The sequence below is a fragment of the Myxococcus guangdongensis genome, assembly GCF_024198255.1.
GTDB lineage: Bacteria > Myxococcota > Myxococcia > Myxococcales > Myxococcaceae > Myxococcus > Myxococcus guangdongensis.
Map to the genome: position 1 here is coordinate 40,031 of NZ_JAJVKW010000024.1, position 17,510 is coordinate 57,540.

Annotated in this window: 22 protein-coding genes; 10 read left to right on the forward strand and 12 right to left on the reverse strand. The window is 70.5% G+C overall.

From position 1 onward, the window contains the following. The first annotated feature begins 3 nt into the window (after positions 1-3). Positions 4-750 (forward strand): sensor histidine kinase, encoded by a 747-nt coding sequence (locus LXT21_RS45290; protein WP_267145447.1) that lies wholly within the window; start codon positions 4-6, stop codon positions 748-750. Continuing rightward, positions 750-1,157, forward strand: coding sequence for a response regulator (locus tag LXT21_RS42550; RefSeq protein ID WP_046710657.1), 408 nt, complete (start codon positions 750-752; stop codon positions 1,155-1,157). Before LXT21_RS45290 ends, LXT21_RS42550 begins: the two co-directional genes overlap by 1 nt. Here the strand turns inward: LXT21_RS42550 and LXT21_RS42555 are convergent, their stop codons facing one another. After that, on the reverse strand, positions 1,158-1,568 hold the full coding sequence (locus LXT21_RS42555) for a nuclear transport factor 2 family protein (RefSeq protein WP_254043978.1): 411 nt from the start codon (positions 1,566-1,568) through the stop codon (positions 1,158-1,160). A 310-nt stretch (positions 1,569-1,878) separates the two neighbouring features. Here LXT21_RS42555 and LXT21_RS45595 point away from each other — a divergent pair, with 310 nt between their 5' ends. Further along, on the forward strand, positions 1,879-3,870 hold the full coding sequence (locus tag LXT21_RS45595; protein WP_254043979.1) for an AgmX/PglI C-terminal domain-containing protein: 1,992 nt from the start codon (positions 1,879-1,881) through the stop codon (positions 3,868-3,870). Positions 3,871-3,901: 31 nt separating this feature from the next. Here LXT21_RS45595 and LXT21_RS42565 read toward each other — a convergent pair whose 3' ends face one another. Beyond that, positions 3,902-5,326 carry an MATE family efflux transporter gene (locus tag LXT21_RS42565; protein ID WP_254043980.1) on the reverse strand — a complete coding sequence of 475 codons (1,425 nt, stop codon included), beginning with the start codon at positions 5,324-5,326 and terminating at the stop codon, positions 3,902-3,904. A gap of 276 nt (positions 5,327-5,602) precedes the next feature. Between LXT21_RS42565 and LXT21_RS42570 the strand changes: the two genes are divergently transcribed. After that, entirely contained in the window at positions 5,603-5,938 is a 336-nt protein-coding gene (locus LXT21_RS42570) for a (2Fe-2S) ferredoxin domain-containing protein (RefSeq protein ID WP_254043981.1), read from the forward strand. On the opposite strand, the gene pdxA is transcribed toward LXT21_RS42570, so the two are convergent. The 4 genes from pdxA to LXT21_RS42590 form a co-directional block, all read right to left on the reverse strand. Beyond that, a complete protein-coding gene (gene pdxA / locus LXT21_RS42575; RefSeq protein WP_254043982.1) occupies positions 5,862-6,884 on the reverse strand; it encodes a 4-hydroxythreonine-4-phosphate dehydrogenase PdxA in 1,023 nt (340 codons plus the stop codon). The two genes, LXT21_RS42570 and pdxA, sit on opposite strands and share 77 nt — an antisense overlap. Positions 6,885-6,918: 34 nt before the next feature. Then, positions 6,919-7,887, reverse strand: coding sequence for a peptidylprolyl isomerase (locus LXT21_RS42580; protein ID WP_254043983.1), 969 nt, complete (start codon positions 7,885-7,887; stop codon positions 6,919-6,921). Positions 7,888-7,951: 64 nt separating this feature from the next. Continuing rightward, positions 7,952-8,941, reverse strand: coding sequence for a peptidylprolyl isomerase (locus tag LXT21_RS42585; protein WP_254043984.1), 990 nt, complete (start codon positions 8,939-8,941; stop codon positions 7,952-7,954). Positions 8,942-9,220: 279 nt separating this feature from the next. Beyond that, positions 9,221-10,240, reverse strand: coding sequence for an alpha/beta fold hydrolase (locus LXT21_RS42590; protein ID WP_254044054.1), 1,020 nt, complete (start codon positions 10,238-10,240; stop codon positions 9,221-9,223). A gap of 176 nt (positions 10,241-10,416) precedes the next feature. On the opposite strand from LXT21_RS42590, the gene LXT21_RS42595 reads away from it, so the two are divergent. The 3 genes from LXT21_RS42595 (at position 10,417) to LXT21_RS42605 (ending at position 11,585) form a co-directional block, all read left to right on the forward strand. Continuing rightward, complete coding sequence (locus LXT21_RS42595; RefSeq protein WP_254043985.1) at positions 10,417-10,704, forward strand: CBS domain-containing protein; 288 nt, start codon at positions 10,417-10,419, stop codon at positions 10,702-10,704. An 80-nt stretch (positions 10,705-10,784) separates the two neighbouring features. Then, the gene (locus LXT21_RS42600) at positions 10,785-11,039 is read left to right on the forward strand and encodes a GIY-YIG nuclease family protein (RefSeq protein ID WP_254043986.1); all 255 of its coding nucleotides are present in this window, start codon (positions 10,785-10,787) and stop codon (positions 11,037-11,039) included. Between the two features lie 171 nt (positions 11,040-11,210). Further along, entirely contained in the window at positions 11,211-11,585 is a 375-nt protein-coding gene (locus LXT21_RS42605; RefSeq protein WP_254043987.1) for a hypothetical protein, read from the forward strand. Between the two features lie 3 nt (positions 11,586-11,588). Here the strand turns inward: LXT21_RS42605 and LXT21_RS42610 are convergent, their stop codons facing one another. Continuing rightward, positions 11,589-11,897 carry a hypothetical protein gene (locus tag LXT21_RS42610; protein WP_254043988.1) on the reverse strand — a complete coding sequence of 103 codons (309 nt, stop codon included), beginning with the start codon at positions 11,895-11,897 and terminating at the stop codon, positions 11,589-11,591. 87 nt (positions 11,898-11,984) lie between these two features. On the opposite strand from LXT21_RS42610, the gene LXT21_RS42615 reads away from it, so the two are divergent. Both LXT21_RS42615 and LXT21_RS42620 read left to right on the forward strand, forming a co-directional pair. After that, positions 11,985-12,266 (forward strand): hypothetical protein, encoded by a 282-nt coding sequence (locus LXT21_RS42615; protein ID WP_254043989.1) that lies wholly within the window; start codon positions 11,985-11,987, stop codon positions 12,264-12,266. A 45-nt stretch (positions 12,267-12,311) separates the two neighbouring features. Continuing rightward, complete coding sequence (locus LXT21_RS42620; RefSeq protein ID WP_254043990.1) at positions 12,312-12,689, forward strand: hypothetical protein; 378 nt, start codon at positions 12,312-12,314, stop codon at positions 12,687-12,689. A 9-nt stretch (positions 12,690-12,698) separates the two neighbouring features. Here the strand turns inward: LXT21_RS42620 and LXT21_RS42625 are convergent, their stop codons facing one another. From LXT21_RS42625 to LXT21_RS42640, 4 genes are all read right to left on the reverse strand, one after another. Beyond that, positions 12,699-13,391, reverse strand: a complete 693-nt coding sequence (locus tag LXT21_RS42625; RefSeq protein WP_254043991.1) for a radical SAM protein — start codon at positions 13,389-13,391, stop codon at positions 12,699-12,701. A 195-nt stretch (positions 13,392-13,586) separates the two neighbouring features. Further along, positions 13,587-14,528, reverse strand: coding sequence for an oxygenase MpaB family protein (locus LXT21_RS42630; protein WP_254043992.1), 942 nt, complete (start codon positions 14,526-14,528; stop codon positions 13,587-13,589). Positions 14,529-14,603: 75 nt separating this feature from the next. Beyond that, positions 14,604-15,443: an NAD(+) diphosphatase gene (gene nudC, locus LXT21_RS42635; protein ID WP_254043993.1), complete on the reverse strand. Its 840-nt coding sequence runs from the start codon at positions 15,441-15,443 to the stop codon at positions 14,604-14,606. 75 nt (positions 15,444-15,518) lie between these two features. After that, a complete protein-coding gene (locus LXT21_RS42640) occupies positions 15,519-15,986 on the reverse strand; it encodes a DoxX family membrane protein (RefSeq protein WP_254043994.1) in 468 nt (155 codons plus the stop codon). 165 nt (positions 15,987-16,151) lie between these two features. Here LXT21_RS42640 and LXT21_RS42645 point away from each other — a divergent pair, with 165 nt between their 5' ends. Next, the gene (locus tag LXT21_RS42645) at positions 16,152-17,069 is read left to right on the forward strand and encodes a LysR family transcriptional regulator (RefSeq protein WP_254043995.1); all 918 of its coding nucleotides are present in this window, start codon (positions 16,152-16,154) and stop codon (positions 17,067-17,069) included. Here the strand turns inward: LXT21_RS42645 and gloA are convergent. Next, positions 17,066-17,452, reverse strand: coding sequence for a lactoylglutathione lyase (gene gloA, locus LXT21_RS42650; RefSeq protein ID WP_254043996.1), 387 nt, complete (start codon positions 17,450-17,452; stop codon positions 17,066-17,068). The two genes, LXT21_RS42645 and gloA, sit on opposite strands and share 4 nt — an antisense overlap. Between the last annotated feature and the right edge of the window lie 58 nt (positions 17,453-17,510).

Here is a 17,510-nt window from a genome sequence, read left to right on the forward strand (position 1 = left end):
CGGATGGGCGCGCGCGCAGACCTCCAGGCTCGGGAGCGGGCCGCGGTGGCGGACGTCGTGGCCTCCACGTTGCGGCATGACCTGCGCAACAAGCTGGCCAGCGTCCGCAATGCCTCGTTCTACCTGATGCGGAAGATGCAGAAGACGGACGCCTGGGGCGCGGATGCCCGGGTGGAGGCCTTCTTCCAGCTCATCGACCGGGAGCTGGCGGCCGCCGAGGAGGTGCTCACGCGCCGCGCCCCGGTGTCGAGCAGTGACCGGCCGCTGTGTCATGCCAGCGAGGCCGCCGAGCGCGGGCTGGCGGAGGCGCGGGTGCCGGAGCACGTGCGGGTGGTGCGCGAGCTGAAGGCGCGCGACACGGTGCCGTTGGACGTGGAGGACCTGGCGCTGCTGGTGCGCTGTCTGGTGGACAACGCCGTGGAGGCGATGCCGCGCGGCGGAATGCTCACCCTGCGGACCTGGGACGTTGAGGAGGGTGAGGGCGGCGTGGGGATTCGCGTGGAGGACTCGGGAGAGGGATTGGCGGCGGAGGCGTATTCGCGTGCCTTCGAACCTTTCTATTCCACGCGTCCGGGACACGCGGGGTTGGGTTTGAACATCGTGCAGCGGTTGGTGCTGCGCCAAGGGGGGAAGGTGACGTTGGATGGGGGGCCCTCCGGGGGGACCCACGTCGAGGTCGTCTTTCCCCATCGCCCGGAGGCGCGCGGCCGGACGCGGCTGGGGCAAGAAGAGATACGGGGGAGCAAGTGATGGAGACGAGTTGGACCTTCGGGCGATGCCTGCTGCTGGTGGAAGATGACCCGTCCAACCGGATGACGCTCGCGGCGCTGCTGGAGGAGGCGGGGTTCGCGGTCGTCACGGCGGGCTCCTATTCGGAAGCGGAGCGGTGGCTCAACCAGCCGCGCCCCATCGACGCGGTGCTGTTGGACCAGAGTCTGGGGGATGGCTTCGGGACGGGGCTGATTCCGCTGGTGCGTCACCACATGCCGGGCGCGAAGGTGGTGTTCGTCACCGGCGCGGACAGCCCCATCGACATGCCGGTGGACGCGGTGTTCCGCAAGGGCGACCACTTCGACAACCTGCTGGCCTTCCTCTTCAAGTTGTTGCCGCAGCGGCCGCTGGGGATGTCGTCGTCCTCGGGTCCGCGTCGTCCGTAGTCAACGTGGCGCTGGCGCCGTGTCCCCGGGCGCGGCGATGTTGTGCGCGAGGACGACCCACCAGTGGCCGTCTCGCCGTTGGCACACGTCGGTGAAGTACCCCACGTCCGTCACCTCGGTGCCGTCGGGCAGCCGCACGCGAGCGCGCTGCGTGCCCATGAGCACACCGGTATCGCCGAAGACGTGAGCGCTCACCGACTCGGTCTCCACCGAGAGGAGGGTGCCGGGGATGGACGCGACGTTGTCGAGGAACGTCGCGCGGTCTGTCTGCGTGTCGCCCATCCGGAAGACCAGGTCCTTGGCCATGAGGCCCTCCAGGGCCCGGGTGTCGCGTGCGTGGATGGCGCGGACGATGGACTGCTCGAGGGAGAGCAGGGCCTGGACATCCTCGGTGGGCTGCTGGGGCGTCATGGGGGGGAGCTCCTGAGTAGGGACGTGGGTTGGGGTTGTACCGATTCTCATGCCGGGTGTGATGACCCCGTGCGCGCGTCGAAGTGCTCCGCGGTGTGATGGGGTGCGAGCGGCTCGCTGGCGTGGGATGTCGGTGTGCAGGCGTGTCGCGTCGCCGTGTTCGTGCATGGGCGGTGATGCAGCGGACAGCGAGCGCGGGCCCGAGTGGTGAAGCGTCTCGCGGTGGACAGACGCGCTGGCGTGCGCCGGACCCATCCCTACGTTGCGAGCCCTGGCGCGAAACGGGTCGCGCGGTCGAGGGGAGGGGTGTGTGGGCGAGCTTCTGACTGGAGGCGAGGAACAGTTCCGTGCGCGGGACATGGGTGCTCCGGAGACGGAGGGCCTGGGGCCCGAGGATGCGAACGACGCGCTGAACGTGATGGAGGCGCTGGAGGGAGACCTCGACGCGTACCTGGACCGTGAGCTCACGGTGGGCGAGGTGGTGGACTCTCCGTCGCGCGAGGTGACGGAGGGCATGCGCGCGCTGCTGGAGCTGGCCGAGGAGGAGACGCGGTGGCTGGCGGACCTGCCCGCGCCCTCGTGCTCCGATGAGGAGTCGGAGGCCGTGGTCACGATGGAGTCGGTGCCCGTGGTGATCCCCGAGTGGATGCGCGCGAATCCCCAGGTGTCCGTCGCGGACCCCGTGCGGATGGCGTGGTCGTACTCGAAGGAGGCGCCGCGTGGCGTGCGCGCGACGCGCACGTCGGAGGCTCCGCTCAATCTGCAGGAGCGACCGTGGGGGATTCCCCTGGTGCCGCCCTCCGAGCAGGAGGGGAGTGGCGCCGAGGGCGCGCGCAATGATTGGGATGGCGCGATTGCACCGGGCATGTCGAACCCGTGGAGCGCGACGAAGGGGCTCGTGGCGCACGGGAGTGGCGCGCAGGCGTCGCGTCGGAGCCGTGATGTGGTCTCCGGGGTCCTGCTCGGTGTCGCGGGCGTGGGCGTCGTCGCGGCGGGGATGCTCGTGGTCGCGAGCGTGCGCATCTGGGAGCAGGGCTCGAGCCTGTCGGCTCCGGATGCGCGCGCGGGAGTCGGTGATGCACGTGCCGCGCTCGCAGTGGGGAGCGTCGCGGGCGCGTCTGTGAACGCGGCGGCTTCATCGATGCAAGCCGCGGGTTCGTACGCCGGGGGCGCCGCAGGTGCGTCACCCAGCGCGGCGGATGTGCGGGTGGATGGCCTCGCGGGCTCATCGATGCAAGCCGCGGGTTCGTACGCCGGGAGCGCCGCTGGTGCGTCACCGAACGCGATGGGTTCGCAGGTGGTGAGCCTCGCGGGCTCCTCGCCGCATGCCTCGGGTTCGTACGTCGGTGGGGCACCGAACGCGATGGGTTCGCAGGTGGGGGGCCTTGTGGGCCCCTCGCCGCATGCCTCGGGTTCGTACGTCGGTGGCGCTGCTGGTACGTCACCGAGCGCGGCTGTGATCCCCGGCGTGTCCACCTGGGTGGGCATCGGCTCGACGGGCTCCGTCGGTGTCCTGCGCCCCGTGCCCTCCGAGGCGTGGTCCCTCGGCGGTGTCCCGGGTGTCTCCGGGGGCGCTGCCCTGCCGCGCCTGGCGGGTGTCGGCGCCCAGGGCTCCCGTGTGGATGCGAACGCGCATCCCACGGCGAACATGGGCCCCAGCAACGCGGACCTCATGGCCCGCCGTGACACGCAGGCCGTGAAGAACGGCGAGCGCCGCTCCCGCGTGGAGCCGCCCGCGCCCGTGCCCACCGCGAAGCCCGCGGCTCCCGCCGTGGCCGCTGTCGCCACCGCCGCCGTGCAGGAGATGACCTTCGACGAGCCCGACACCAGCAACGACGCCTACACCGCGCCCGCCGACACCGGGGATGATCCGGACGCCGCCAACGAGCCGGAGTCCGAGCTGGACGAGGAGTTCGCGCGCGAGCTGGGCTTCACCGCGGAGGCCGACGCCCAGGCCGAGGAGGACACCGCGCCGACCCGCACGGTGTATGTGCCTCCGGCGCTCGAGGCGAAGCAGCACCTGACGCCGGACGACGTGAAGCAGGTGGTGCTGGCGAATCAGCCCGCCATCACCACGTGTCTGCGCCAGCACGCGGCGGACACCTCCGCCGAGAAGAGCGGACGCTTCGTGATGCGTTGGTCCGTGCAGCCCAGCGGCGAGACGACGAACGTGGGCATGGACACGCAGGCCCTGCGCGCCACGCCGCTCGCCGGCTGCATCGAGGGCGTGGTGCGTGGCTGGAAGTTCCCCGTGCACACCGTCCGCATGCAGGAGCCCATCCGCTTCCCGTTCGTCTTCTAGTCCGCGCGTCGACGAGGGGCGGGGCCGTGCTTCAGGCCTCGCCCGTCTCGTGCCCGAAGACCTCGCCGGGGTTCGGCGCGGCGGGGCCTTCCGGCGCCTTCTTGACCAGCGGCGTGCGCCACCGGCCGGAGAAGTAGTAGGCCATGCTCACGGCCAGCGACACCGCGAAGCTCAGCGCCATCGCCAGCCACACACCCGTCACGCTGTTCATCCGGTGCGACAGCCAGTACGCCACCGGCACCCGCACCACCCAGAGGCTCACCAGCGAGAACACCGTCGTCACGAACGTGCGCCCCGCGCCGTTGATGATGCCGTTGCTCACGAAGATGAGCGCGAACAGCACGTACGTCGTCCCGACGATGTGCAGGTACGAGACGCCCGGCGCGATGACCGCCGGGTCCGAGATGAAGATGCGCAGCAGCGCCTCCGGGAACGACACCGCCACCAGCGAGATGAGCAGGGTGATGCCGCCGCTGAACAGGCAGCCCCACTTGAATATCTCTTGAACGCGGTCATACCGGCCCGCGCCCAGGTTCTGCCCCGCCAGCGTGGACACGGCCATGCCGAACGTCATCGCCGGCATGAACGCAATCTGGTCGATGCGCGACGCCGCGCCGAAGGCCGCCGTGGCCACCTCGCCGAAGCTGTTGACGATGCCCGTCACGAACACCATGCCGATGGACACCAGCGACTGCTGCACCGCCGCCGGCACGCCGATGCGCAGCGTCTTCAACGTCGTGGGCCCCAGGTGGCCCAGCCGGGGCATGCGCGGCGCGACGGGCACGTCCTTCTTGCGCAGGTAGAGGATGAGCGCGGTGAGCGCGAGCAGCTGCGAGACGACCGTGGCCCACGCCGTGCCGTTCAGTCCCAGCTTGGGCAATCCCAACCATCCGAAGATGAGAATCGGGTCCAGCACCGTCGTCAGCAGCAGCGACGCCGCCTGGAAGTACAGCGGCGTCTTCGAGTCCCCCACGCCCTGCAGCAGGCTGCGCGTCAGGAACAGGCCGAAGCCCAGCGGCATCGAGAGCAGGAAGATGCGCAGGTAGCTGACCGACTCCGCGTGAATCTCCGGCGGCGTGGCCATCAACGTCAGGATGGTCGGCGCCAGCCACTCGCCCAACAGCGTGAGCACCACGCCCAGCGCGTAGATGAGCAGCGTGGAGCTGTCCACCACGCGGCGCAGCTCGTCCATCCGCTTGGCGCCGTAGCTCTGCGACACCAGGATGCTCGTCGCCATGGTGAGGCCCATGCCGATGGAGAACAGGACGAAGACGACGGGGAAGCTCACCGTCACCGCCGCCAGCGCCTCGGTGCCCAGGAAGCGGCCCACCCAGATGGCGTTGACGAAGCTGTACGCCGTCTGCAGGAAGCTCCCCACCAGCATGGGGATGGAGAAGGCGACGATGTGACGGGGGATGCTGCCGGTGGTCAGGTCGCGACCGAATGAAGGTTTCATGAGCCGAAGCTCTCGTTCAGGGGGTCCATCGAAAGTCCCTCAGGAGCGGCCCTCACCCGAGCATGGGCCATGAAAGGAACTCGCCAGGAGCCTGAGCGGGCCACGCGATTCCAGCGGAGGGTGACGTCGTCTTTCCGGGTCCGGGCGTCCCTCGACACCCATGAAGCAGCTTACGGAGCCCCCCTGGCCTCGCAAGGTCTTTCGTGGGCGCGCCAGGGAGCCTGTCAGGCGAGCATGTGTGCGGCGCTCGGCGCGCGTTGGCCTTAATGTTTCGAAATGTCGCGCAAGCCACCCCCACCCGAGGCACCGCCTGGCGCTCCCGCGACCGAGCTGCACGTCTGTCACAACTGCATGGTGCGCCTGGACTCGAGCCTGGGCGGCGTGGACCTGCCGCGCCGCATCCGCGAGGCCGTGGCCGCGCGAGGCCTGGGGCCGACGACGCGCGTGTTCTCCTCGGGGTGTCTGGGCGAGTGTCCGCGCGGCCTCGTCACCGTGCTGGTGCTGCCTCCCAGCGGCACGGGCTCGCGCGTGGAGCTCATCGACGCGGAGAAGGACGGCGAGGACCTGGCCGAGCGCCTCGCGAACCCACCGCCGCCAGCTGGGCGGCCTTGAGCAGCGCCTCCACCATGGGCACGCAGCTCGCCTCGCCCTTCCCCGCAATCGCGTAGGCCGTGCCGTGGTCCGGCGACGTGCGCGGCACCGGCAGCCCCAGCGTCACGTTGACGGTGCGCTCGAAGTCCAGCGCCTTGGCCGGGATGAGCCCCTGGTCGTGGTACATGGCCAGCACCGCGTCGTACCTGCCGGCGATGTCATCCGGCCTCGCGAACAAACCATCCGAGGGGATGGGCCCGTGCGCGTCCACCTTCGCCGCGCGCGCCCTGCGGATGGCGGGGCCGATGACCTCCACCTCCTCGCGTCCCAGCAGGCCGCCCTCGCCCGCGTGGGGATTGAGCCCGAGCACGGCGATGCGCGGCTTGTGGCCCACCACCGGCTCCAGGCTGCGTGACAGGAGCTTGAGCTGCGCGACCAGCTTCTCCACCGTGAGGAGCGAGGACAGCGCGGAGAGCGGCACGTGGTTGGTGGCCAGCGCGATGCGCACGCGCGGCCCGTCCATCATCATGAGCACGTCCGCGCCGAAGGCCTCCGCGAGCACCTCCGTGTGGCCCATGAACGGGATGCCCGCGCGCGAAATCTGCTCCTTGGACACCGGCGCGGTGCACAGCGCGTCCATGTGTCCGTCGCGCATCGCCTCGATGGCGCGGGTGATGAACGCGAACTGCGCGCGGCCCCCGACGCGCGAGGGCTTGCCCGGCACGCGCTCCGCCTCGTTCAGCCGCGTCACCTCCACCACGGTGGGGGACTCGACGCGGCCCAGCGCGGCCAGCTCCACGCGGGCATAGCGACGGAAGAGGGGGAAGCGCTCCAGCGTGGGCCCATCCCCGAAGATGACGGGGATGAGCGCGCGACGCACTGCGGGGCGGGCCAGGGCGCCGGCCGTCACCTCCGGCCCGATGCCCGACACATCACCCAGGGAGATTCCGACGAGGGGGAGGCTCACGCACGCGAGCATCCCCCGCCGAACCTCCGTCCGGCTACATCTTCACTTCGACGTTCGCCTTCTGCCGCAGCTCCTGCACGTACTGGTCGAGGAACTTGTCCGTCTTCTCCTGGAGCAGCTTGTTCTCCAGCTTCGGACGCATCTCGTCATACGACGTGGCGGACACCGAGCGGCGCTCCTCCACCTTCAGGATGTGCCAGCCGAAGTTGGTGCGGACCGGCTCGCTGACCTCGCCCTCCTTCAGGTTGAAGGCGGCCTTCTCGAACGCGGCCACCATGACGCCGCGCTTGAACCAGCCCAAATCGCCGCCGTCCTGCGCGCTGGGGCCCTCGCTGCGCGCGCGCGCCAGGGAGGCGAAGTCCATGCCCTCGCGGCGGGCCTCCTGGGCGATGCCCTCGGCCTTCTTGCGCGCGGCGGCCACCTGCTCCTCGGTGGCCTTCGGGTCCACCTGCACCAGGATGTGGCGCGCGTGGACCTCCGAGTCCTCGCCCTCCACGCGGGCGTACTGGTTGTAGGCGGCCTTCAGGTCCTCCTCGGTGACCTTCACCTTGGGGCCCACCTTCATGCGCAGCAGGCGGTCTCTCAGGATGCGCTTGCGCAGCATGTCCCGGTAGGCCTTCATCGTCAGGCCCTCGGCGGCGAGCACCTGCTCGAACTGCGACGGGTCCGTGATGTTGTTCTGGCGGCGCACGTCGTTGACCAGCTCGTCCACCTCGCCCTCGGTCGCGGAGATGCCCATCTCCGTGATTTCGGACTCCATCAGCTTCTCGCCGATGAGCGTGTCGAGCGCCGTCTTCATCAACTGCGCGCGCATCTCCGCGCGCTTGCGCGGATCAGGGTCGTTCAGGCGCGACACCTCCGGCGCCGCGCGCTGCTGCACTTCCGACAGCGCGATGACGTCGCGGTTCACCACCGCGGCCACCTTGTCCACCAGCTCCGCGCGCGCCGACGTGGCGCCCCCCAGGAGCGCCGCCGCAGCGACGAATGCCACCAGCTTCTTCATTCCGTGCATCCTTCCGCACCACCCAGGCGCCGTCCAACCTTCCGACGACCCCCTGCATTTCCCGTCACTTCGCCGCCTGCGGCACCACCGCGGGCACTCCGCGGATGGCCTGCAGCGTGGCCTCGTTCACCTGGACCTGCGCCTTGTCCCGCAAATCCTTCTCGAAGGCTTCCTGGGCCTCGGTGCGCTTGTGCTCCAGGAGCTTGGACTCCATCCACTGCCTGGCCTCGGCGAAGTCCCGCTTGCGGGCGGGCTTGCGCTCCAGCACCTTGAACAGGTGGTAGCCGTACTCGGTGGACACCACGTCCGAAACCTGCCCGACACCCAGCTTGAATACCACCTCGTCGAAGGCCGGCGGCATCTGTCCTCGGGGGAAGAAGCCCAGGTCGCCTCCCACCTTGGCGTCCGCGCTCAGCGAGTACCTGCGCGCCAGGTCCGCGAACTTCTTGCCCGACTTGAGCTGCGCCTGCACCCGGCGGGCCTCGTCCAGGCCCTTCACCACGATTTGCGCCGCGTGCACCTGCTCGCTCTCGTTCAGCTCCGCCTCGTGCTCGGCGTAGTACGCGCGCAGCTCCTCCTCCGTCACCGCCACGCGGGAGTACACGTGGCTGGCGAAGAGCTTCTCGATGGTGAGCCGGCTCGCCTCGCGGGAGCGCAGCTCCGCCATGGACAGCTGGCCCTGGGCGAGCACCTCGTTGAAGTTGCCCGCCGGGTAGTCGCCCGACAGCCGCAGCACGCCCCGGTCCACCTCTTCAGGCGTGACGGTGAGGTTGTTCTTCCGGGCCGCCTGCAAGAGCAGCATCCGGTGGATGTACGTGTCCAGCAGCGTGCGCTTGAAGGGCTCGATCTCCTCCGGCGTGCGCTGGGACACGTCCGTGGACGCCAGCTCCCGGGCCAGCTCCTGCTCGAAGTCCGTGCGCGAGAGCACCTCGCCGTTCACGGTGGCCACCACCGTGTCGTCCGGCGCGGACTTGGGCGGGGTGTTGCAGGCCGGGCCCAGCGCCAGGGCGAGCACCAGGGACAAGAGGGGGGCGCGGGTGGGAGAAAGGCGCATGCGCGACGTCCTGGGGGAAGGGTGGGGGCGACTCCCAAAGGTGGGGATGGCCCCCCGAGCTGGCAAGCGAGCCCTCATCGGCTCCGCGCCCTTTCGGACGCCCCGCGGTTGCGCCGCCCGCCGGTCCACCCCCGTCCATCCGGCAGGCCTCCGCCAGGGGCGGCGGCCAGCGGGGCGAGGCATGGGAGGCGGGGGGACAGACTCATGGGGGAGAAGACTGGCGGGGTAGCACGCGGCCGAGGAGGGGACAACCCGGGCCCGTGGCCCCCGTCGACCGGCTCACGGCCGGGTGGCATGCGCGGAGAGGAACGCCTCCACCAGGGGGAAGATTTCATCCGGGGCGCGCCGGCCCAGCACCAGGTCCGCATGCCCGTAGTCCGCGCCGAAGCCGTGCCCTCGCCCGGCCACGAGGAACTTCACCGGGCCTCCCAGGGCCTCCTTCGCCCGCGCCACCGACATGGGCGGGGCGAGCAGGTCCTTGCTGCCCGCGAGCAGCAGGAACGGGATGCGCACGCTCGAGAGCGCCTCGCGGTAGTCGAAGCCGCCGTCGTAGGTGGTGAAGCGGTTGGTCGAAATCCAGCGGGCGAACTGGCGCCCCACGCCGCCGGCGATGTTGGCGGGCACGTTGGCCAGCGCGCGCCGCACCACGTCCGGCTCCATGTTCTCCGCCAGCATCATGTACCGGCTCAACGGCCCGGGCGGCGCGCCGAGCAGCGCGATGCTGGTGACGCGTCCGGTGGGGATGACCTTCAGCCGGAGCAGCGGCTCCACCTTCTGGATGAAGGTGCGCAGCCCGGGCTGCACCGCGAAGGTGAAGGGGCTGCCGAGGATGGCCGCCGCCCGCACCGGCGCTTGCGGATTTCGCGCCAGGTGGGCGTAGAGCATCAACCCACCCTTGGAATGCCCCACCCAGAGCACTTCCTTGGAACCGGTGGAGACCACGGTGCGCAGCGCGGTGCGCACGTCGTGCTCGGCCTGATCATCGAACGTGAAGTCCGAACAGTCGCCCGCGAGCCCCCGGCCGCGCAGCTCCATCACCCAGGTCTCGAAGCCCGAGCGGGCCAGGTAGCGCGCCAGGCTGTACTGCTCGTCGAAGTCCAGGTGGAAGCGGTTGGCGCCCAGCCCATGGCAGAGGATGACGGGCTCGGCGTGACGTCGCTCGCCTCGGGCGTGGTAGCGCCCCAAGGAGATGGCCGCGCCGTCGTCCGTGGGCACCCGATAAAGCTCGTCCGGGCGGAACGTCAGCGTCAGCAGCCCCTCTTTTCCGCGCGTCATCGTCCGCGAGAAGAGGTCCGCCATCCGCCCCAGCCGCGCCGCCTGTCTACGTGTCACACCCCCACTCTACGCCGGTCCAGCGCGTGTTGCCGTGTTCAATCCCGGGCAGTCACCCCTGCCGGCAGGGTGGTTGCAAGGAGATGTAGGCATATTCGTCCGGAGGAAACTGGATGCGGCAAAACAGGGCAATCAAGGAAACGTTGTCATCCTTCATCGCCACCGTTTTTCCCACAGACACCCTCCTGCGTGCCCTGAGGGTGATGGAGCGGCACCAGGTGCAGCTGGTGGGCGTGGTGGGGGAGGGCGGCGGTTTGATGGGGTTGGTGAGCGAGCAGCACATCCTGGCGGCGTGGCGGGGAGATCCGCTGGCCCCGGTGTCGGCGGTCATGGCGAGGGTGGAGACGCCTGCCTCGGAGCGGCGGCGCTTCCGGCTGAGCTTGCCGAAGCTGACCCTGCGGCGTGGGGGCAAGGGGCGCTCGCCCTCCTGACGTGAGGGGCGCGGCGGGCACGGCGTGGCGCTACAGTGGCGCCCCCCGTGCCGGACGACGCCCCCCGCTGGACTGTCTACATGCTGCGCTGCCGTGATGGCTCGCTCTACACCGGCGCCACCAACAACCTGGAGCGCCGGGTGGCCACCCATGGTCGGGGGCGGGGCGCGGCCTACACGCGGGCGCGGCTGCCGGTGACGCTCGTCTGGAGCGAGGCGGCCGAGGACCGGAGCGCGGCCCTGCGGCGGGAGGCCGCCATCAAGCGCCTGTCCCGAGGCGACAAGCTGCTCATGGTGGAGGCGGTCCGTCCGCCCTCCCGGCGCCGCAAGCGCTGAAGCCGGTCCGGCGCCCTCATACCGGAGAGCGGGGATGTCTGTTGCTGGGTGAGCCTTTGCTCACGCATGTGTTTTCATCCCGGAATCCGGGTCTTTTCCGTTCCGGGTGCCGATACACGAAACCCGTCCCACGCGTTACCGTGCAGGCATTCCACACAGCAGGGGGCGGTCATGCTTCGGTCTCGTTCGGGAGTCTTCCTCGCGTTGGTCATCTCCGCCCTGGGCACTGGCTGCGGGATGGTGGTGAACCACTCTCCCGAGGTGCGCGCCGGGCCCATCCCCAGCCCGAAGACGGTGGCGCCGGGCGAGGTGGTGCAGATGCTGTTCGAGGTGCAGGACCCGGACGGGGACGGCATGGAGTACCACTGGACGCAGTCGCCTGCGGAGCCCGCGGGCCGGTTCAGCGACCCGCGCTCGCGCGCGCCCACGTGGACGGCGCCGGAGGTGGATGGGCCCAAGCACTTCCTGCTGCAGGTCAACGTGGTGGACAACGAGGGAGGCGGCGTGCTCGGCACGGCGCCGTCGGTGCTGGTGCGGGTGCCGTAGTCCTCAGGGCGCCGTCTGGGGCGCGGCCGGGGGCGGCGCGCCCAGGTCCTTGGCCTTGCGGTTGGCGCGCAGGACGAAGAGCACGCCCAGCACCAGGAAGACGAGGGCGCCCACGCCGGCGCCGATGGTCTGGTAGTGGATGAGGTCCGTGGTGACGTTGCGAATCACCTCGGGCAGGTTGCACATCGTCTGGGTGGCCAGCGGCGTCTCGTTGTACCAGCCCAGGTAGTTGGGCCCCACCCAGGACGCCACCAGCACGCCCAGCAGCGTTCCCAGCAGGACGAAGTTGAGCAGCGTCTTGGCGGCGTTCATGGGCAAGCACCTCGGCAGGAGGACGGCGGGCCGTGCTTAGTATGTGCACGACGCGCGGGCCAGGGGGGAACGTGTTAAGGGAGGGGCGTGCCGCTGCTCCCGCTCGCCCTCCTGTTCAGTCTCATCGCGGTGGTGTGCGCCGCCTTCCTCCTGGTCCACGCCTTCCGTCGCAGCGTGGGCACGGGGGTGATGGTGCTGCTCATCCCCTGCTACGTGTTCTTCTACGCGTTCAGCCAGTTCGAGCACCGCCACAAGGGCTTCATCGTCGCGGGGTTCGTGTCGTGCGCGGCGCTGGCGGCGGTGTTCCTGGGGCTGGGGGCGCACGCGCTCGCGCCGCCGCCCATGCGCTTTCCGCCGCCGGGCTTCTGACGCTCCGTCGTGGCGCTCTGCGGCCTTCATCCGGAAGCGCCCGCGGTGGCCACCTGCGCGCGCTGCGGCACCTTCCTGTGCGCCGAGTGCGTGGAGCTGGTGCCGGAGGGCTCGGTGTGCGAGCCGTGCCGGGCGCGGCTGCGCATGGAGGGGCCCGCGTCGCGCGTCGCCTGGGGCGCGCTGGCGTTGGGCGTGGCGGGGCTGGTGTTCCTGCCGTGCTCGCTGGGGATTCCGCTGCCGACGCTGGTGGCGGGCTCGGGCGCCCTGGTGCTGGGCCTGCGTGAGACCGCGCGCATCCGTCGGGCCCAGAGCCCCGTCCGCGGGAAGTGGCCCGCGCGGCTCGGGTGGGTGCTGGGAGGGCTGACGCTCCTGCTGGTGCTCGTCTGGGTGGCGATGTTCCTGTTCCTCACCATCAACAGGTGAGGCCGGACGTCAGACGCCCCGCTCGTTCGGGTCCCACATGTACTTGTGCATCTGGAGCTGGAAGCGGACGGAGAGCCGGTCCTCGATGGTCCACTCCGCGAGCTCGCGCGGGTGCAGCTTGCCGAACACGGTGGAGAACAGCACCGAGAAGGGCTTCTCGGTGAGGCGGTGCTCGGTGATGAGCGCCTTGGACCACTCGTAGTCCTCGCGCGAGCCGATGACGAACTTCACCTCGTCGTTGGCGTTCATCGACGTGAAGTTGCGCAAGTCGTTGCGCGCGCACTCGCCCGAGGACGGCGTCTTCATGTCGACGATTTTGTGCACCGCCGGCGGCACCAGGCGCACGTCGATGGCGCCGCTGGTCTCCAGCAGCACGATGAGCCCCGCGTCGAGCATCGACTGCATCAGCGGATAGACGCCGGGCTGCAGGAGCGGCTCTCCGCCCGTCACCTCCACGCGCGGCGTGCGCAGGGCCTTCACCTGCTCCACCACGTCCGCGTTCTTCATGCGCGTGCCGCCGTGGAAGGCGAACTCGCTGTCGCAGTACGTGCAGCGCAGGTGGCAGCCGGTGAGGCGGACGAAGGCGCACAGCAGGCCCGCGTGCGAGGACTCGCCCTGGAGGGAGAGGTAGATCTCCTTCACCACCACGGAGTCGGCGGCGGGGACCAGACGGGGCTCGATGTGCGGACGCGCGGCGGGCATGGCTTCTTCGTGAGACTGGGAGGAGCGGCGCTTCAACCCCAGTCAGCCCACGAGGTCAAGCCGCTCCCCAATCCGGAGCCAACGCCCCGGCCGCGCCGCCGGATTCCCCGCCCGCCCAGGAGGGAGCCTGGAGGCGGGAACCCCGAGCAATCTGGAGCACTTGCGGCTGTCCGGACGCTCGGGCGCGCCGAGCCTTCAAGTCCCGGCGGTGCCCCGACGGGGCGGGGCGACCTCCGGCTCCGTCTGGGGGGCGGCGGCCGCGCGGTGGTGATGCACGGGGCAGCCCTGGGGGAAGGTGCCGAGCTTCTCGACGTCGTAGCCCTGGGGGTAGGTGCGCAGGTTGGCGCCCTCGCGCCCGAACTGCGGCGTCTTCCGAGGCGGCAGCGCGTAGCGCACGAACCGGCCGCGCAGCCAGAGCGCGGAGCGGAACACCTTCCGGCTGAGAGCGGAGGGGCGCGGGTAATGGAAGGCGTCCAGGAGCCCGTCCTCCATGAGCGTGCGCGCGAACAGCGTGACGAGCGACTTGGGCGCGAGGTTCGACGGAGGGAAGGTGGTGAGCAGCTCCAGCGTGGCGTCGGCGACGGCGCGGCTGCGTTCGTCGTAGGCGAAGTGCTTCGCCTCGTAGTCATCCATGAACGTGGTGAAGTCGTCGTACGTCTCCGGGATGTCCCGGATGCCCATGTGGCGCCCCATGGCGCGGTAGTAGTGGGTCCACGCCGTCACCTCGTGGGGCGTCAGGGCCCTCCAGCCGAACTCCGCGAGCCAGCGCACCGGCGTGACGACGAAGGTGCACAGCACGTAGCGCATGTCGTCGTTGGAGATGTCATAGGCGCCGTGCATCTGGTTCATCCGGCGCAGGGCCGTGCGTCCCGCGGGGCTGGCCATGCCGTGCTCGAGGATGGCGTCGAGCACGAGCACCGTGTCGTCGTAGCGCTTCTGGGTGCGCGCGGTGAACTCACCGGTGTCGTGCAGCAGCACGCCGATGCTCGGCACCGCGTAGGTGCGGAACAGCGCGAAGCTGAGCGCCTGGGTGATGTCCCAGGGGAACTCCTGGGTGGCGAGGATGCGGACGATGTCCTCGTACTGCGTCACCGCATCCAGGCGGTCGGTTCGGTCGCGCAGCGCGAAGCGCTTCATCCGGGTCCCTCCTGCGAGAGCTGGCCGGGCACTGTACCGAAGGCCCGGGGCGCCCGCTTGTTGGCACTTGCAGGCCTAACGGCCGCTGGGGGGGCTGCCCTTCACGCGCTCGACGAAGGCGTCGATGAGGTGCCGGGCGATGCTCAGGCGCGGCGGGACGCGGGGCATCTGGTCGGGGTGGAACCAGTGGGCTTCCGCGATTTCCTTGCCGTCGACCTGGATGTCGCCGCCCGCGTACTCGGCGGTGAAGCCCACCATCAGCGAGCGTCCGAAGGGCCAGGGCTGCGAGCCGAAGTAGCGGATGTTCTTCACGTCGACGCCGACCTCCTCCTTCACCTCGCGCGCGACGCACTCCTCCAGCGACTCCCCGGCGTCCACGAAGCCCGCGAGCGTGCTGAACATGGGCTCCGGCAGGGTGGAGTTGCGCGCGAGCAGCATCGTGTCGCCCCGGGTGACGAGGACAATCATCGCGGGGGAGATGCGTGGATAGAACGGAGTGTTGTCCACCGGGCACCTGCGGGCGCGCTCTCCGGCGACGAGCTGCGTGGGCTGGCCGCAGCGTCCGCAGAAGCGGTGCTGCACGTCCCACTCGGAGATGGCGAGCGCGCGTCCCGCGATGGCGAAGCGCACCTCGTCCAGTCGCTTGTAGAGCGCGCGGGCGGGCACCAGGGTGGTGCCCTCGGGTGGCGCGAAGTCCCGGGCGAGCGGCGCGGTGTAGCAGTCCACGCCGTCCAGCGTGCCCAGGTAGTGCGCCGTCGGGGCGACGTCGGGGAACGCCGCGCCGGTGGGCAGGACGATGGCGCCATCGCGCTCGGAGATGAGCAGCTCCATGCCGCGCGCGAGGAAGAGCAGCGCGTTGTCGCGAGGACGCTCGGGCGGTTCGTGACTGGGGAGGAAGATGGGGGTGGGGCTCACGCAGGGCAGCTTAATGGGCCGGGCCCACGCACGCAGGACTCGTTCCTCGCTGGGTGCAAGGTGCCCCGGGCGGCCTCAAGGACTCGGGGTCCCCCGGCGCGAGGCGAGCCAGCCATCCACGGTGAGGCGGGCATCCGCCGCGCGTGCCAGCAGGACGTAGTAGGCGAGGGCGTAGCTCAGGTGCAGGCCCACGGTGCTCCACTGCTGTCGCAGGGATTCGCCGAAGGTGAGCGTGGACATGAGCAGGGCCCCCAGGGTGAGCACGTGGCGCAGCCGCAGGCCCAGGAGGATGCCCACGCCCACCGCCAGCTCGACGAAGGGCAGGCCGAGCGCGTAGGCCCGCACGCTCCATTCGGGCAGGGGCGAGTCCGCGAAGTTCTTCACGATGGCGTCCGCGAACGCGCCGGGGGCGCTCACCCGCGTCAGGCCGTGCAGGCCGATGTTGATGCCGAGGATGAGCCGGAGCACGCCGTGGGCGAGCTGGCGGTCCTCCCAGCGCGCGGGGCTTCGGGTCGGGGCCACTTCGGGATGGGGAGACGTCACGTCGGTCCTCCTGCTCGTGGACACGAGCTGGGTTGGGGCGTGACGGAGCGTGCCCTCGATGTCGGGTCGGTGTCGCTCCGGTCACGAGTCCCTGAATGCGCCGGGAGGACGGTCTTGAACAGCCGTCAGGGATGCACGACATTCGTGCGCGAGGAGCACGAATCCATGGCGGGCAGGGACCGGTTCGAGTCGCTGAGGACGTTCGTGGAGGTGGCCCGCGCGGGGAGCCTCGCGGGCGCGGCGCGGGTGTTGAGGAGGGCGCCGTCGGCGGTGAGTCGCGAGCTGGGTGCGCTGGAGGCGCGGTTGGGCGCGGAGCTGGTGCAGCGCACGACGCGGCGGCTCCAGCTCACGGCGGCGGGCGAGCGCTACCTGACGCACGCGCGAGGCATCCTGGAGGCGCTCGACGAGGCGGAGCGGGACCTGACGGAGCAGGGCGTTCCGCGCGGGGTGCTGCGCGTCTCCGCGCCCATCGTCTTCGGCCAGTGGGTGCTGGTGCCGTGGGTGGAGGCCTTCCTGCGCGCGCATCCCGAGGTCAGCGTGGAGCTGATTCTCGAGGACGAGCTGGTGGACCTGGTGCAGGGCGGCGTGGACGTGGCGCTGCGAATCGTCACGCGCCTGGAGCCGAGCGCCCTCGTGGTGCGCCGCGTGGCCGTGCAGCCCTATGTCCTGTGCGCGAGCCCCGGTTATCTGCGCGAGCATGGGACGCCCCGGCGCGTGCGGGAGCTGGCGGAGCACCAGGTGCTGGTGCCGCTGCGTGGACCGGCGGCCCGTCCGCTGGAGCTGCTCCACGCCGGGCGCACGCAGGAGGTCCGCCTGACGAAGAGCCGCTTTCGCAGCAACAACCTGCCCGCGCTGCACGGGGCAGCGCTGCGCGGGTTGGGGATTGCGTCGCTGCCGGAGTACGTTGCCGCACCGGAGCTGGCGTCCGGCGCGCTGGTGCGCGTGCTGGCGCCGTGGCGGCCGACGCCTCGCTACATCTCCGCGCTGTACCTGCGCCGGGCGGCCATGCCCGCGCACGTGCGAGCCTTCCTGGACTTCGTCACGGAGCGCGCGGCGAAGCACTTCCCGCCGGACTTGGACTAGGAGCCCTGCTCGATGAGCTCGACGCGGTAGCCGTCCGGGTCTTCGACGAAGGCGATGACGGTGGTGCCGTGCTTCATCGGCCCCGGCTCGCGGACGACCTTGCCGCCGGCCTCGCGGATGGCGTCGCACGTCGCGCGGATGTCCTTCACGCCCAGGGCCACGTGGCCGTAGGCCGTGCCCAGCTCGTACTTCTCCACGCCCCAGTTGTGGGTGAGCTCCAGGGCGGGGTGCGTGTCCTCGGGGCCGAAGCCCACGAAGGCCAGGGTGAACTTCCCGTCGGGATAATCGCGGCGACGCAGCAGCGTCATGCCGATGATCCGGGTGTAGAAGTCGAGCGACTTCTCCAGGTTCCCCACGCGCAACATGGTGTGCAGGATTCGCATGCCGCGCTTCATAACGCCCCGGGCGCCGCGCGTCTCGCGCGGGCTGTCGGCACTCGGA

Bases quoted from the DNA above. Each gene is read 5' to 3' on its own strand.
- LXT21_RS42550 (WP_046710657.1), top strand. From the start codon at position 750: ATGGAGACGAGTTGGACCTTCGGGCGATGCCTGCTGCTGGTGGAAGAT.
- LXT21_RS42585 (WP_254043984.1), bottom strand. From the start codon at position 8,941: ATGCGCCTTTCTCCCACCCGCGCCCCCCTCTTGTCCCTGGTGCTCGCC.
- LXT21_RS42645 (WP_254043995.1), top strand. From the start codon at position 16,152: ATGGCGGGCAGGGACCGGTTCGAGTCGCTGAGGACGTTCGTGGAGGTG.
- LXT21_RS42590 (WP_254044054.1), bottom strand. From the start codon at position 10,240: ATGGCGGACCTCTTCTCGCGGACGATGACGCGCGGAAAAGAGGGGCTG.
- LXT21_RS42630 (WP_254043992.1), bottom strand. From the start codon at position 14,528: ATGAAGCGCTTCGCGCTGCGCGACCGAACCGACCGCCTGGATGCGGTG.
- LXT21_RS42610 (WP_254043988.1), bottom strand. From the start codon at position 11,897: ATGAACGCCGCCAAGACGCTGCTCAACTTCGTCCTGCTGGGAACGCTG.
- LXT21_RS42625 (WP_254043991.1), bottom strand. From the start codon at position 13,391: ATGCCCGCCGCGCGTCCGCACATCGAGCCCCGTCTGGTCCCCGCCGCC.
- LXT21_RS42580 (WP_254043983.1), bottom strand. From the start codon at position 7,887: ATGAAGAAGCTGGTGGCATTCGTCGCTGCGGCGGCGCTCCTGGGGGGC.
- LXT21_RS42570 (WP_254043981.1), top strand. From the start codon at position 5,603: ATGTCGCGCAAGCCACCCCCACCCGAGGCACCGCCTGGCGCTCCCGCG.
- gloA (WP_254043996.1), bottom strand. From the start codon at position 17,452: ATGCGAATCCTGCACACCATGTTGCGCGTGGGGAACCTGGAGAAGTCG.
- LXT21_RS45290 (WP_267145447.1), top strand. From the start codon at position 4: ATGGGCGCGCGCGCAGACCTCCAGGCTCGGGAGCGGGCCGCGGTGGCG.
- LXT21_RS42600 (WP_254043986.1), top strand. From the start codon at position 10,785: ATGCTGCGCTGCCGTGATGGCTCGCTCTACACCGGCGCCACCAACAAC.
- LXT21_RS42565 (WP_254043980.1), bottom strand. From the start codon at position 5,326: ATGAAACCTTCATTCGGTCGCGACCTGACCACCGGCAGCATCCCCCGT.
- LXT21_RS42605 (WP_254043987.1), top strand. From the start codon at position 11,211: ATGCTTCGGTCTCGTTCGGGAGTCTTCCTCGCGTTGGTCATCTCCGCC.
- LXT21_RS42555 (WP_254043978.1), bottom strand. From the start codon at position 1,568: ATGACGCCCCAGCAGCCCACCGAGGATGTCCAGGCCCTGCTCTCCCTC.